Raw genomic sequence first — 13,804 nt, 5'->3', positions numbered from 1 at the left:
CGATTCAGGCGGGGTACGGCTCGATGCCGGCCGCGATCGCGACCTCGCGGTAGGCCGACGTCAGGTCATCGAGCGAGGCGTGGGCGTTGAGGCCGCTCGGGTTCGGCACGACCCACACCTGGGCGTCGTCCCAGTCGCGCGGCTGCCGTCCGACCCGGGCGTGCGGTTCCTCGAACGCCACCCGGTACGCACTGATCCCGAGGACGGCGACCACCCGGGGTCGCACGGTCGCCACGCGTTCCCGCAGCGCGACGGCTCCCGCTCGCAGCTGCGATGGCGTCAGCTCGGCGGCGCGGGCGGTGGCCTGCGGAACGATGCAGGTGAAGCCGATGCCCCGTTGCTCGAGATGACGCACGTCATCGGGATCGAATCCGTTCGATGCGTCGATGAGCCGATCGATGACGCCGGCTCGATACATGGCGGGCCAGAAGCGGTTGCCTCGCCGCGCGAAGTGCGCCTGCACCGCCACGGTGAGCAGCCCCGGGTTGATGCCGACGACCAAGAGCCGCGTCGGCTGCGGGATGAGGTCGGGAAGCGTTCGGCCGGTGAACGCGGCGAGCTCAGCCCGGCTGAAGGGCATGCCGCGTCGTCATCTGGCTGTCGTCCGTCTCACTGTCGTTGCGGGCGAGCTCGGCCTCGTAGGCGGCACGGAGTTCCCCGAACGGCGACGGCTCGCCCGGCGGTCGCGGCACGCCGAGGTGCTGCTCGCGGAGCTCGTCCATGAACCGATCCCAGAACTCGGAGCCGCCGCGCTCGAGCAGTTCGGCGCGCACGGAGAGCTCACGGCTCGCCGGCAGGTGACGGCGCCCCCAGGCCCCGAGCTGCGCCAGCACGGGCACGAGCTGGATGGCCGGCTCGGTCAGGCTGTAGACGACCTTCTGCTTGTGGCTCGGGTCGGGCGCACGGGTGACCATGCCGAGCTCGGTGAGACGGCGAAGCCGGTCGGCGAGGATGTTCGACGCGATGCCCTCGTCGGATTCGGCGAGCAGTTCGTTGAAGTGCCGCCGGTTGCCGAACATCATGTCGCGGATGACGATGAGCGACCACTTGTCGCCGAACACCTCGAGCGACAGGTTGATCGGACATCCCGACCGCTGTTCCATGTTCGACCTCCGATTTCCGCTTGCAGTCTACAACTGGTCTGCGGTAGCCTGCCAACCAATTGCAGATCACAACCAGTTGAGGAGTTCGATCGTGGGCAAGGTGTACAGCGACATCGCCGTCTCGCTCGACGGCTTCGCCGCGGGCGTGAACCAGCGCGAGGAGAAGCCGCTCGGCGAGATCGACGAGAACTGGCTGCACGGGTGGATGTTCGAGACGCCCGACGAGAACCGGGCGGAGATCGACGCGATCGTCGACTCGGGCGCGACCATCATGGGCCGCAACATGTTCGGACCGGTGCGCGGCGAGTGGGACCGCGACTGGCGGGGCTGGTGGGGCCCGAACCCGCCGTACCACGGGCCGGTCTTCGTGCTGACCCACTTCGGGCACGACCCGATCGAGATGGAGGGCGGCACCACCTTCCACTTCGTCACCGACGGCATCGAGTCGGCCATGGAGCAGGCGCGCGACGCGGCCGGCGACCGCGACATCTCGATCGCCGGCGGCGCATCGACGGTGAACCAGTACCTGGCGGCCGGGCTCCTCGACGAGCTTCGGCTGCACGTGACGCCCTGCATCCTCGGCGCCGGCGAGCGCGTCCTCGACGGCGTGCCCGCGCAGCAGCTCGAGCTGGTGTCCGTGCGGCCGGCGTCACGCGTGACCCACCTCACCTATCGAGCCGCGCGACCGTAGGCGGATTGTCGCACGCTCATCCCAGCCGGGCAATCACGTCATGTGGATGATGCCGCCGCGGGCGCCATGACGCAACCTCGAGGTGTCGACCGACGAGGGGATGGTCGACCGACGAGGGGATGAGCGTGGCGATCGAACGAACCGACAGCGTGGAGACGACGGCGGAGCAGCTGGCCGAGGAGGTGGCGCATGTCTCGACGCCCGACCGGCTGGCCACGCCCTTCGGAGACCTCGAGTTCTTCGACGGGGTGCCCAAGGCCGAGTCGGTCCAGTCGATCTTCGACGGGCTCGACCTCGTGCGCGGCATCGACGCGTTCCTGACGGCGGTGCCCGGCGCGTCCCTCGTCGCGATGCGGCGAGGCCTGCGCAACGCGGGCGTCGACTCGCCCGACACGATCGGCTACACCGATCCGCGAGCGAATTCGGGGGCCATCTTCCTCACACCGAACACCGAGACCACCTACGGCACCACCTTCCTCGACCTGCGGGCGTGGGGACCCACCGTCGTCGAGGTGCCCGCACAGTCGCTCTGTGTCGTCGACGACTTCTGGTTCCGCTACGTCGCGGACATGGGCATCCCGGGTCCCGACCAGGGAGCGGGCGGGAAGTACCTGTTCCTGCCACCGGGCTACGACGGCGAGCGTCCCGACGGCTACTTCACCTACGAGAGCCCGACGTACACGAACTGGATCGTGCTCCGAGCGCTCGGCGGAGTGCCCTCCATCAAGCAGTCCAGGATCTATCGACTGGCCGACGCCGACGCCGCACCCGAGAACACGTTCGTGAACATCGCCGACGAGGTGTTCAACACCGTCCACGCGAACGACGTCTCCTTCTTCGAGGAGATCGCGGAGCTCGTCGCCGAGGAACCGACGGCGGCGCTCGACCCCGAGCGGGCCGGCACCCTCGCGTCCATCGGCATCGCCCACGGCCGGCCGTTCGCACCCGACGACCGCCTGCGCGGCATCCTCGACGAGGCGGCGCGCATCGGGGCGGCGATGTCGCGCGCGATCCTCTACAAGACCCGCGACCCCGAGGCATACCGCTGGAAGGGGCGCTCGTGGAAGAACCCGTTCATCGGCGGCAGCTACGAGTTCCTCACCGACGGCGCCCGGAATCTCGACGCCCGTACCCTGTTCCACTACGCGGCGACGGTGATCACGCCGGCGATGGCCCACGCGCAGGTCGGAGCCGGCTCCGCGTACCTCTACACCGCCGAGGACGCGGACGGCGCGCTCCTCGACGGAGCCGCCACCTACTCGCTCAGGGTTCCCGCGAACCCCCCTGCGAAGAACTTCTGGTCGGTCGACGTGTACGACACGCAGACCCGGTCACTGCTGCAGTCCACCGCCTACCCGGCGGTGTCGAGCCTCACCGGCGACCTCGAGGTGGAGGACGACGGTTCGTGCGTCCTGTGGTTCGGCCCCACCGCGCCGGAGGGCAGGGAGTCCAACTGGATCCCCACCCTCCCCGGCAAGTCCTGGTGGCCGGTGCTGCGCCTCTACGGCCCGCTCGAGCCGTGGTTCGACCTCACCTGGCAGCTGCCCGAGATCGTCCGCGAGCGCGACTGACCCGCGTCATCCGAACGGGATCGCCCCGACGACCACCCCGACCGTCAGCATCACCAGCGAGACGATGACGGCTCGCCACAGCACCTTCTTGTGGTGGTCGCCGAGGTTCACGCCCGCGAGCGACACGAGCAGGAGGATCGCCGGCACGAGGGGGCTCTGCAGGTGCACCGGCTGGCCGGTGATCGACGCGCGGGCCATCTCGACGGGGTCGATGCCGTAGGTCGCCGCGCTCTCGGACAGGATCGGCAGGATGCCGAAGTAGAACGCGTCGTTCGACATGAAGAACGTCATCGGGATCGAGAGGATGCCGGTGATGACGGCGAGGTACGGCCCGAGCGCCTGGGGCACGACGTCGACGACCCAGTCGGCCATCGCGGTCACCATGCCCGTGCCGTTGAGCACGCCGACGAGCACCCCGGCGGCGAGCACCATCGAGACGACGCCGACGATGCTCGGTGCGTGCGCGACGATCTCGTCGGCCTGCGCCCGCACCTTCGGGAAGTTCACGATGAGCGCCACGGCGGCGCCGATCATGAAGACGAACGGCAGCGGCACGACGTCGATGACGAGCAGCACCATCACCGCGAGCGTCAGCGCCAGGTTGAACCAGATCAGCTTCGGCCGCAGGGTCGCACGGGCGGGGTCGAGCACCGTGTCGGCCATGACGGTGTCGCGCTCGTCCTCGCCGACGGTCATCGTCCCGGTCGATCCGCCCACCGGGTTGATCGTCATCACGTTCGTCGTCGACAGGGTCGCCCGGGCCCCGACCGACGCCTGCGCCCCGCGCAGGAGACCCAGTCGGTTCCGGATGCCGCCGGCGGCGCCGCGAAGCCCGGACGCGGCATCCGTCGCCCGCTCCCCCGCCCACTCGCTGACCATGAGGTCGCCCGCGGCGAGGGTGCCGAGCCGCTTGCGCTCGCCGAGGCCGAGCATCCAGGCGAACGCGAGCGAGACGGCCAGGCCGACTGCGAGTGAGGGCAGCATGGGCACGAAGATGTCGGTCGGCGAGACCTGCAGCGCCGACGCGGCCCGCACGGTGGGACCGCCCCACGGGAGGATGTTGAGCGTGCCGTTCATGAGGCCGGCCACGCAGGTGAGCACCACCGGGCTCATGCCGAGGCGCAGGTAGATCGGCAGCATCGCCGAGGTCGTGATGATGAACGTCGTCGAGCCGTCGCCGTCGAGCGAGACCGCCCCCGCCAGCAGCGCCGTGCCGAGCACGACCTTCGCCGGGTCGTTGCCGAGCAGCCTCGTGATGAAGCGGATGAGCGGATCGAACAGGCCGACGTCGATCATGATGCCGAAGAACATGATGGCGAACATCAGCAGCGCCGCGGTGGGCGCGAGGGCGCCGATGGACTCGAGCACCATGTCGCCGATGCCGAGCCCCGCGCCGGCGAACAGGCCGAAGATCGTGGGAACGACGATGAGGGCGACCATGGGCGTGAGCCGCTTGGTCATGATCAGCGCCATGAAGGCGAGGATCATGGCGAATCCGAGTATGACGAGCATGTCGACTCCTTTGTCGGGCTGGTTACGGGTACGGGCACGCTACGCACCGGATGCCCCGTGCGGCGGGTATCGCGCATTGCCCGCCGTTGTGCGCATTGACCGGGTTCTGCGCATTGTGCGCGGCGGGTCGCGGCCGAAGGAGACGCGGCATCCGGGCGTAGCGTTGGGGCAGACCCGCGAACACCGCGGGGTGACCGACGGAGGTCGACGTGCGGTTCGCCGACTCGATGCTGCTGCTGGTGCTCGGATGCGTCGTGGCGGTCGTCGCGGTGTGCCTGGCGGTCTTCGCGTGGCTCGGCGTGCAGCAGCTGCGCACGCAGACCGAGGGCGAGGCGCTGAGCATCGCCCGCACCCTCTCGGAGGATCCGGACCTGCGGGCTGCCGTCGCCGGCTACTCCGCACGGGCCGCGGCTCCCGCGGTCGACGAGCTGCGGGGCGGGCCGGTCGCCGCGGCGGCGGGGGCCGTGCAGGCGCGCACGGGCGCGCTGTTCGTGGTCGTGACCGACGACCGCGGAATCCGGCTCGCGCACCCCGACCCCGACCGCATCGGCGAGGAGGTCAGCACGAGCTTCGCCGCGGCGCTGGCCGGCGAGGAGACCGTGTCGTGGGAGCGCGGCACGCTCGGCGAGTCGGCTCGGGCGAAGGTGCCCGTCTACGCGCCCGGCACGGCGCGGCCCGTGGGCGAGGTCAGCGTGGGCTTCGCGCCCGCGAGCGTCTTCGACGACCTGCCCACCCTGCTCGCGGGCGTCGCCGTCGCCGCCCTGGCCGCACTCTCGATCGGCGTGCTCGTCGCGGTACTGCTGCGGCGCCGGCTCGAGCGACTGACGCTCGGCCTCCAGCCCGAGGAGCTCACCGCGCTCGTGCAGCAGCAGGCGGCCGTGCTCGACGGCGTGGGCGACGGCGTGGTGGCCGTCGCACCCGACGGGATCATCCGGGTGTGCAACGCGGTCGCCGAGCGGATGCTCGGGCTCAACGATCCGGTGGGCGCCCGGGTCGACGCGCTGGGCCTCGCGCCGGCGCTCGCCGCCGCGCTCGATCCCGCGGCACCTCCGCCCGACCCGACCTCGGCCTTCCCGTCGGGGGAACGCATCCTCTACGTCGACCGTCGCCCGGTGCGCCGGCTCGGCCGGGACCTCGGCGTGGTGTTCGTGCTCCGCGACCGCACCGACCTGATGGCGCTGTCGGAACGCCTCGACGCCGTGGGCTCGATGACGAACGCCCTGCGAGCCCAGCGGCACGAGTTCGCGAACCGGGTGCACGTCGCGGCGGGCCTCATCGACGCCGGCCGGGTCGATGAGGCGCGCTCGTTCCTCGACGAGCTCCGCGGCCGCGGCCCGATCGCGGCCCCCGGCGGCCGGCTCGAGCGCATCGAGGAACCCCTGCTGCAGGCCATCGTGGGGGCGAAGGCGATCGAGGCGGCCGAGCGGGGCGTGCAGGTGACGGTCGCCGAGGGCTCCTTCGTACGCGGCACGCTCTCGGCGCCCGAGGATGTCGGCGCGGTGCTCGGGAACCTCATCGACAACGCGGTGCGGGCCGCGCTCTCCGCCGAGCGCACTCCGAGGCAGGTGGAGGTCGAGCTGCTCGACGACGCCGACGTGCTGGCGATCACCGTCGCCGACTCGGGGGCCGGGGTGGCCGACCCGGCACGGCTGTTCTCGGGGGGCGACGACGCAACGGTGGCCGGGGCGCAGGCGGGGGCTGGGGCGGGCCGGGCACCGGCTGACGCGGTGCACGGCCACGGCATCGGCTTGCCGCTCATCCGCGACCTCGCACGCCGGCGCGGCGGGGACGTGTGGCTGGCCGACGCCGGCGGCGGGCAGGGCGGAGCCGTCTTCTGCGCGCGCCTGCCCGGCGTGATGTCCCCTCGGGAGGAAGCGTGACCGAACCCGTGCGCGTGCTCATCGTCGACGATGACTTCCGGGTGGCCGGGCTCCACCGCGAGATCGTCGCCGGCCGATCGGGCGTGCAGGTGCTCGACCCCGTGTACACCGCGGCCGCCGCACGCGCGGCGGTGCGCGACCATGCCCCCGACCTCCTGCTCGCCGACGTCTACCTGCCCGACGGCGACGGCATCTCGCTCGTCCGGGAGCTCGACGTCGATGCGTTCGTCATCACGGCGGCGTCGGATGCCGCGACGGTGCGCCGCGCGCTGCGGGCCGGCGCCCACGCCGTGCTGATCAAGCCGTTCCCGCCAGCACTCCTGGCGGAACGCATCGACGCGTTCGTGCGCTTCCGCAACGTGCTCGGCGCCGACCGGACGCTCGACCAGGAGGCCGTGGACCGGGCCGTCCGCATCCTGCACGGCAGCGCCTCGCCGACCGCGTCGCGATCCCCCACCGAGCAGCTGCTCCTCGAGCGGCTCGGCGATGGCGAGTGCTCTGCCGCAGAGGCCGCCGAACGCGCGGGCATCTCGCGGGCGACCGCCCAGCGCCACCTCTCGGCGCTCGTCGACCGCGGGCTCGTCGAGGTCTCGCTCCGCTACGGCACTACGGGACGTCCCGAGCACCGCTACCGGCGTCGCTCCGGCTCCGGCCCGGCCGGCTGATCCCGGGCCCGCACGGGACGTCGGACTCGGGCATGGACGTCGATGCGGGCTTCGTCGTCGGCACCATCGTTCGATCATCGAACACATCGTTCATACTGTGATCGAGCGGGACGCCGCCGCTCACCTGACCGACGCTCGAGGAGACCGACATGGCCGACGAGACCGCTGCCGCGCCGCAGTCGCAGACGCTGTCCCGCGGCATCCGTGTGCTCGAGATCCTCGCCGACGCGCGCGAGCCGCTCACGATCGACGAGCTCGCGAGCCGCCTGGGGGTGCACCGCTCGGTCGCCTACCGCCTGCTGCGCACCCTCGAGCACCACCGGCTCACCGTCCGTGACGCCCGCGGCCGCATCGTGCTCGGCGCCCGCCTCGCGGCGCTCGCGGCAGGGGTCGCCCACGACCTGCAGGCGGAGGCGCTGCCCGAGCTCACGAGCGCGGCGAACGAGCTCGGCATGACGTGCTTCCTCGCCGTACTCGACGGCGACGAGATCGTCACGCTGACGAGCATCGAACCGCGGCATGCGATCGCATCGGTCGCACAGCGGCCGGGCACGCGACATGCGATCGGCATCGGCGCACCCGGCAAGGTCATCCTCGCCGGCCTGCCGAACGCCGACTGGCCGAGCGACGCGGATGCCTCGCGGCGGGCCGAGCTCGACGAAGCCCGGGTGCGCGGCTACGCGACGAGCCACGACGAGGTCATCCCCGGACTCCGATCGACCGCCGTGCCGCTCGTGCTGCCGAGCGGCCAGCCGGCCGCCCTGGCCGTGGTCTACGTGTCGAGCGCGCGAACCGACGCCGAGATCGCGGCGCGGCTGGGCGAGGCCTCGCGGTCGATCCGCGGTGCGCTCGGCGCCGCCTGACCCGTCGGCGCCCTCACACCCCTGACGCCGTCACCGGCCGGTCCGCCCGCAGGATGGGCGCGAAGAACGCCGCGAGCTCGTCGGTCGCACTCAGCGGCAGCACGTTCGCCACGTACTGGTCGGGACGCACGACGATGATGACGCCGCCCCGATCGAGCGTGCGCTCCTCGAAGATGTCGTGTTCGGGGTCGGCCGCGTACACCTTTTCGTAGTCGACGAGCTCGAACGGGCCCGAGCGCGGCAGGAACGCCCCGGGCACGGCCCCGAGGTCCACCTCGGTGTACGGCTGCTGGTGAACCACCTTGACGTCGAACCAGGCGTCGCGGTCGGCGCCGTCGGGGGTCGCCGCCAACGGCGAGTCCGCCGCGGTGTCGAGCCACTCGGCGAGGGTCGCGACTCCGGATGCGGCGCCGGCGCGTGCGGCATCGGCGAAGACGTAGATGCGCCACCGCCCGTCGGCGGTCGCGTGGTGGCCGAGGTGCACCGGGTTCGCGTCGCACACCCGAACGACCGGCGCCGACCTGAACCGCTTGCCGATCGGGAAGCCCTCGGCGAGCGCCTGGTGCGAGGCCTCGGCGACGACGAGCGACGGCGCGTACTGGGTCATGAAGCCCGCGGGGAACTCGAACGTCTGCGCGTAGAACTCCTCGAGCTCCGACGGCGAGGCGAACTCCTCGGGCTTCTTCGCCATCATCGTCGACCACTGCTTGTCGAAGTCGATGAGGTTCTGCGCGACGACCTGCCGTTCGGCCGAGTACGTGGCGAGCAGGGCTTCGGGGGCGCGCCCCTCGAGCACGTGTCCGAGCTTCCAGCCGAGGTTCCAGCCGTCCTGGATCGAGACGTTCATGCCCTGGCCGGCCTTGGCGCTGTGGGTGTGGCAGGCGTCGCCGGCGATGAAGACCCGCGCGGTGCGCGAGCCCGCGGCATCCGTCGGCACGTCGTCGAACCGGTCGGTGAGGCGGTGCCCGACCTCGTAGACGCTGTGCCACGCCACGTGCCGCACGTCGAGCGTGTAGGGGTGCAGGATCTCGTTCGCCCGGGCGATGACCTGCTCGATGCCGGTCTGGCGCACGTGGTGGTGGTCGTCGGCCGGCACCTCGCCGAGGTCGACGTACATGCGGAAGAGGTAACCGCCCTCGCGCGGGATGAGGAGGATCGAGCCCGCCTCCGACTGGATCGAGCACTTCGTGCGGATGTCGGGGAAGTCGGTGACCGCGAGCACGTCCATCACGCCCCACGCGTGGTTGGCCTGGTCGCCGGCCATGTGGCATCCGATCGCGGCGCGCACGCGGCTGCGCGCGCCGTCGGCGCCCATCACGTACTTCGCCCGCACGATGCGCCGCTCGCCCTCGTGCTCGCCCGACGTGTGACGGAGCGTGACCGTGACCGGGTGCGCGCCGTGCGGCTCGGCGTCCTGCGCGTCGTCCGGCGCGCCGCCCTGCTCGCCATGGGCGACCTCGAGGCCCTCGAACTCGTAGCCGAAGTCGGGGGCCAGGCGCGTCGGGGCGTTGGCGGCGAACTCCGCGAAGTAGTCGAGCACGCGCGCCTGGTTGACGAGCAGGTGCGGGAACTCGCTGACGCCGGCCGGGTCGTCGGGCGTGCGCTTGGCCCGCACGATGCGGGACGGGTCGGCCGGGTCGGGCTTCCAGAAGACCATCTCGGTCTGCCAGTACGCCTCGGCGACGATGCGCTCGGCGAAGCCGAAGGCCTGGAACGTCTCGACGCTGCGCGCCTGGATGCCGTCGGCCTGGCCGATCTCGAGCCGCCCGGGGCGCCGGTCGACGATGCGCGTCGTGACATTCGGGAACATCGCGAGCTGCGCGGCGGCGATCATGCCCGCCGGGCCGGCGCCGACGATGAGCACGTCGACCTCGTCGGGCAGCTCGGCGGGTCGGTCGAGGCCGACGCCGGCGGCGGGCAGCACCCGCGGGTCGCCCGACACGTAGCCGTGGTGGTGGAACTGCACGGGTTCTCCTCACATCATCGTGCGGTGGTCTCGACCGATCACGGCCGATGCGTGTTCGATAATCGAACTCGCAATTCACATATCGCGCATACACGATGGTAGGCGGGCCGGTGCGGGGTGGCAAGCCGGGTCCGCAGACGCCGCGATGCCTCGCAGGTCCGTCCGGCTGTGCGCCGGGCCGCCCGCCCGCATACACTGCTGCGGTGATCCGACCCGAGCGCCCCGACGACGCCGACGCCATCCACGAGCTCACCGTCATCGCCTTCGACCCGATGCCGTTCAGCGACGGGACCGAGGCGCCCATCATCCGCGCCCTGCGCGCAGCGGGCGAGCTCACGGTCTCGCTCGTCGACGAGGAGGACGGCGAGGTCGTCGGCCACGTGGCGTTCTCGCCGGTCACCGTCGGCGGGGCCGACGTGGGGTGGTACGGCCTCGGCCCGATCTCCGTGCACCCCGGCCGCCAGCGTCAGGGCATCGGCAGCCGGCTCGTCGCGGCCGGCCTCGACGAGCTCCGCGAACGGGGCGCGCGCGGATGCGCGCTGATCGGCAACCCCGCGGTCTACGCCCCGATGGGCTTCGTCGGCGACGACGGCCTCACCTACCGCGGACTCGGCGAGGGGCTCGTGCAGCGCGTTGTGCTCGAGGGCGAGCCGGTGCACGGCGAACTGCGGTTCGCCGACGCGTTCGAGGCGTACGAGGACGAGGACGCCCACGAGTAGCGGCAGGCCACCCGTCAGGGCACGATGAGGCCGAGCGAGACGGTGCCCGCCGTGCTCAGCCGGGCCACCGCGAGCCCGTAGCCGTCGGGGCCGTACTCCACGCTGAGCCCGTCGAGCGGGAAGATGCCCTGGGTCGTGCATTCCCGCCGGAACGGCCCCGTCGGAAACGCAAGCACGAGGCAGACGTCGGCGCCGTCGAACGCGCGCACGACGAAGGCCGACGGACCGTCGGTGCGCGAGGCGACCAGCCGAACCGACGCCGGGTCGACCGAGTCGTCGATCCCCGCGATGCGAGCGGCCTCGTCGGCGACCGGAAGGCGATCGAACAACTGCGGGATCCTCGTGTCCTCGACGGGAACTCCCGGCTCGGGCGTCGACACGATGCCGAACCGCGACGACGAACTCGACGTGGCGGGGACCCGCTGCGCGGTCGACCAGCCGAGCGCCCCTCCCACGAGCAGCCCGACGGATGCCGCGACCGCCGTCCAGCGCACGAGTCGGCGTCGCGCGCCATCCGCCGTCGGCGCCGTCGTCGGGCGGGCGGGCGGGGGGCCACCGCCCGCCGGCGCGGCATCCGTCGTCGTCACGCCCCGATCGCCGGGTTCGACCGCCTCCGCGGCCTCGATCGGCTGGCCGGGCTCGACCGGTTCGACGCGTTCGACCGGTTCGACGCGCTCGACCGGCTCGACGCGCCGGGACAGGTCCTCGAGCTCCGCCATGGCCTCGGCCCGCTCCTCGTCCGTGGCATCCGCGCCGTAGGCGATCCGCTGCAACTCGCGGATGCGGCGCTCGGTGGCGTTCACGCCCGGCCCCCTTCACGGCTTCGGAGCCAAGCATGCATCCGCATCGGTCGGGCGGCAAGGGGCTGGACGCCGGTTGGTCAGCCCGCCGAAGCGCGTCAGCGGGAGCGCAGGGTCTCGGAGGGACGCTCGCCGAATGCCCGCCGGTAGGAGTCGGCGAACCGCTGGTGATGCGCGAACCCCCACGCCCGGGCGACCTTCGCGACCGTCGCATCGGGCCCGGCCGCGCGGAGGTCCGCGCGCGCGCCCTCCAGCCGGATCCGCCGCAGCACCTGGGCCGGCGACTCCCCCAGTTCCCGCGTGAAGGCGAAGTGCAGGCCGCGGGTGGAGATGAACACCGCGCTCGCGACATCCGTGATCGTGATGGGCTCACCGGCGTGCGCGTGCATGTACTCGACCGCTCGACGCACCACCGCGGAGCCACCCCTGCCCGCGTCGGCCGAGTCGAGCCAGTTCGTGGGGAACGCGTGGAGGAACGCGGTGGCCAGGCGGTGGAACGTCGCGTTCGCGACCAGCGGCGCATCGAGGAGGTCGGGCTCGCGGTCGAGCGACGACCGGACGGCGCCGAGCACCGTCGACCACTCCTCGAGGGTCTCGGGCGAGTTGGCCACGAGGCCGGTGCGCCGCAGGCGGAGCCCGTCGTTCCCGGTCGCGACGCGGGCGATCCGCTCGACCGCGGCGAACTCCAGCGCGACCACGGAGCTGCGCCGCTCGTCCCATCGCACGGAGAGGCCCTCCACCGGCGCCAGCAGCGGCTGGCAGGGGTCGAGGTCGGTCGGGCCGTGCGTCAGGTGGTAGTCGCGACCCTCACCGCTGATCACGGTCAGGTCCTCGGTGCCGCCGGTCGCCGTTCCCGGGGCCGTCCATGCCGAGTCGATGAAGGAGAACCGGCCGGCCGTCGACAAGCGGACCCGCACGTGGAATCGCCCGGCGTCGTCCACCCCGAACCGGCGCTCGGGGAAGTACGCAGCGAACCAGTCATGCGCGGAGTCGAGGTCGTCGAACGACCGGGACTGGTGCTCCAGTGCGACCACGCGCGGTCCTCCTCCCCACCCGGCCGGTCCCATTCGGACGACCGGACATGACTCCGTCGACGCCGATCGTCCGCAATCGGTACAACCACGTCCGAACACGGAACAGCGAGCCTGTGCCGAGGGATCCTCAGTCTCACAGATCGTACCTTGGACGCGTGGTCGGGCCGAACCGACGGTCGGGGGGAACCGTTGCACGAGCGACCCGCACCGCATCCGCGTCGGCGACCCGACGACACGGAGGCAGAACGAGTTCGGAGGCCCCCTTGGGCATGCTGGTCTACCACAGCACCACGACCCTCATGATCGACGACCGCATCCTCGCGCACCTCCAGGTCGTCATCATCAACAAGCTTCGTCGCCGCGAGTCGTTCACCTTCACCTGGCGTGATGAGGGCGGCCACGATTCGGTGTGCTGGATCGGCCCGGCCATCGGGCTGGAGTTCGTCTACTCGGGCAACCGGCATCCGCTGCTCAACCGCGAGTGGCTCGAACTGCTCGCGGGCTCAGCCAACTCGAACGCGGGGCTCATGGTCATGCCCGAGCCCGCTCCGACGACTCGGATCGACCAGCCCATCCAGCCGCGCACGCCCTCGAAGGCCGTCCCACTGGAGCCGACACCGACGCCGACACCGACCCCACCGGTGCCGACGCCGGCGCCGACGGCGCGGAAGCCGACGCGACCGGAACGCGTTCCCGTGTCGGCACCGCTGACTCCAGAGCTCCCTGACGTGTGAGACCGCTGTCAAGGGGCGGCGGCGAGCGCCCGCCCATGTCACGCTGCAGGCATGGACACCCAGGACGCACCCATCGAAGACGGCCACGACGAGGCCACCAGCGACGAGAAGATCGACGGGGTCGCGCAGCAGATGCGGGGCGACGACCAGCTCGGCCACGTCGACGACCTGCGCTCGATGGCGAGGCAGCGCCTGGCCGAGGCGGGCCTGCCGGTCGACGACGCGACCATCGACGCCGTGGTGGACGCCGTCAGGCGCCCCTAGCA

At 71.8% G+C, this 13,804-nt stretch carries 14 protein-coding genes; 8 read left to right on the top strand and 6 right to left on the bottom strand.

Annotated elements, in window-relative coordinates; genetic code table 11:
- Positions 1-4: 4 nt before the first annotated feature.
- A complete protein-coding gene (locus AC1DY2_RS00165; RefSeq protein WP_476760564.1) occupies positions 5-580 on the bottom strand; it encodes a mismatch-specific DNA-glycosylase in 576 nt (191 codons plus the stop codon).
- Positions 561-1,103, bottom strand: coding sequence for a winged helix-turn-helix transcriptional regulator (locus tag AC1DY2_RS00160; RefSeq protein WP_476760563.1), 543 nt, complete (start codon positions 1,101-1,103; stop codon positions 561-563). The genes AC1DY2_RS00165 and AC1DY2_RS00160 overlap by 20 nt, the downstream gene beginning before the upstream one ends.
- A gap of 91 nt (positions 1,104-1,194) precedes the next feature.
- Here AC1DY2_RS00160 and AC1DY2_RS00155 point away from each other — a divergent pair, with 91 nt between their 5' ends.
- Both AC1DY2_RS00155 and AC1DY2_RS00150 read left to right on the top strand, forming a co-directional pair.
- Positions 1,195-1,794 carry a dihydrofolate reductase family protein gene (locus AC1DY2_RS00155; RefSeq protein WP_476760562.1) on the top strand — a complete coding sequence of 200 codons (600 nt, stop codon included), beginning with the start codon at positions 1,195-1,197 and terminating at the stop codon, positions 1,792-1,794.
- A 125-nt stretch (positions 1,795-1,919) separates the two neighbouring features.
- Positions 1,920-3,365 carry a DUF1254 domain-containing protein gene (locus AC1DY2_RS00150; RefSeq protein WP_476760561.1) on the top strand — a complete coding sequence of 482 codons (1,446 nt, stop codon included), beginning with the start codon at positions 1,920-1,922 and terminating at the stop codon, positions 3,363-3,365.
- A 6-nt stretch (positions 3,366-3,371) separates the two neighbouring features.
- On the opposite strand, the gene AC1DY2_RS00145 is transcribed toward AC1DY2_RS00150, so the two are convergent.
- Positions 3,372-4,877 carry a CitMHS family transporter gene (locus AC1DY2_RS00145; protein ID WP_476760560.1) on the bottom strand — a complete coding sequence of 502 codons (1,506 nt, stop codon included), beginning with the start codon at positions 4,875-4,877 and terminating at the stop codon, positions 3,372-3,374.
- A gap of 209 nt (positions 4,878-5,086) precedes the next feature.
- Here AC1DY2_RS00145 and AC1DY2_RS00140 point away from each other — a divergent pair, with 209 nt between their 5' ends.
- The 3 genes from AC1DY2_RS00140 to AC1DY2_RS00130 all read left to right on the top strand — a co-directional run bounded on the left by AC1DY2_RS00140 (position 5,087) and on the right by AC1DY2_RS00130 (position 8,285).
- Positions 5,087-6,757 (top strand): sensor histidine kinase, encoded by a 1,671-nt coding sequence (locus tag AC1DY2_RS00140; protein WP_476760559.1) that lies wholly within the window; start codon positions 5,087-5,089, stop codon positions 6,755-6,757.
- Complete coding sequence (locus AC1DY2_RS00135; protein WP_476760558.1) at positions 6,754-7,422, top strand: response regulator; 669 nt, start codon at positions 6,754-6,756, stop codon at positions 7,420-7,422. Before AC1DY2_RS00140 ends, AC1DY2_RS00135 begins: the two co-directional genes overlap by 4 nt.
- Before the next feature lie 149 nt (positions 7,423-7,571).
- Complete coding sequence (locus AC1DY2_RS00130) at positions 7,572-8,285, top strand: IclR family transcriptional regulator (protein WP_476760557.1); 714 nt, start codon at positions 7,572-7,574, stop codon at positions 8,283-8,285.
- A 13-nt stretch (positions 8,286-8,298) separates the two neighbouring features.
- Here the strand turns inward: AC1DY2_RS00130 and AC1DY2_RS00125 are convergent, their stop codons facing one another.
- On the bottom strand, positions 8,299-10,251 hold the full coding sequence (locus AC1DY2_RS00125) for an FAD-binding monooxygenase (protein ID WP_476760556.1): 1,953 nt from the start codon (positions 10,249-10,251) through the stop codon (positions 8,299-8,301).
- Positions 10,252-10,454: 203 nt separating this feature from the next.
- Between AC1DY2_RS00125 and AC1DY2_RS00120 the strand changes: the two genes are divergently transcribed.
- Positions 10,455-10,970 (top strand): GNAT family N-acetyltransferase, encoded by a 516-nt coding sequence (locus AC1DY2_RS00120; RefSeq protein WP_476760555.1) that lies wholly within the window; start codon positions 10,455-10,457, stop codon positions 10,968-10,970.
- 14 nt (positions 10,971-10,984) lie between these two features.
- Here the strand turns inward: AC1DY2_RS00120 and AC1DY2_RS00115 are convergent, their stop codons facing one another.
- Together AC1DY2_RS00115 and AC1DY2_RS00110 are read right to left on the bottom strand one after the other, a co-directional pair.
- Complete coding sequence (locus tag AC1DY2_RS00115) at positions 10,985-11,773, bottom strand: hypothetical protein (protein ID WP_476760554.1); 789 nt, start codon at positions 11,771-11,773, stop codon at positions 10,985-10,987.
- A 95-nt stretch (positions 11,774-11,868) separates the two neighbouring features.
- The gene (locus AC1DY2_RS00110; RefSeq protein ID WP_476760553.1) at positions 11,869-12,804 is read right to left on the bottom strand and encodes a helix-turn-helix transcriptional regulator; all 936 of its coding nucleotides are present in this window, start codon (positions 12,802-12,804) and stop codon (positions 11,869-11,871) included.
- A gap of 269 nt (positions 12,805-13,073) precedes the next feature.
- Here AC1DY2_RS00110 and AC1DY2_RS00105 point away from each other — a divergent pair, with 269 nt between their 5' ends.
- Positions 13,074-13,538, top strand: coding sequence for a DUF7882 family protein (locus AC1DY2_RS00105; RefSeq protein WP_476760574.1), 465 nt, complete (start codon positions 13,074-13,076; stop codon positions 13,536-13,538).
- A gap of 51 nt (positions 13,539-13,589) precedes the next feature.
- Positions 13,590-13,802, top strand: coding sequence for a hypothetical protein (locus tag AC1DY2_RS00100; protein WP_476760552.1), 213 nt, complete (start codon positions 13,590-13,592; stop codon positions 13,800-13,802).
- Positions 13,803-13,804 lie beyond the last annotated feature (2 nt).

This window comes from Agromyces sp. P1_H4 (assembly GCF_056405255.1).
The sequence above is the reverse complement of the archived record's forward strand: the minus strand, read 5'-3'. Positions and strand labels throughout refer to the sequence as shown.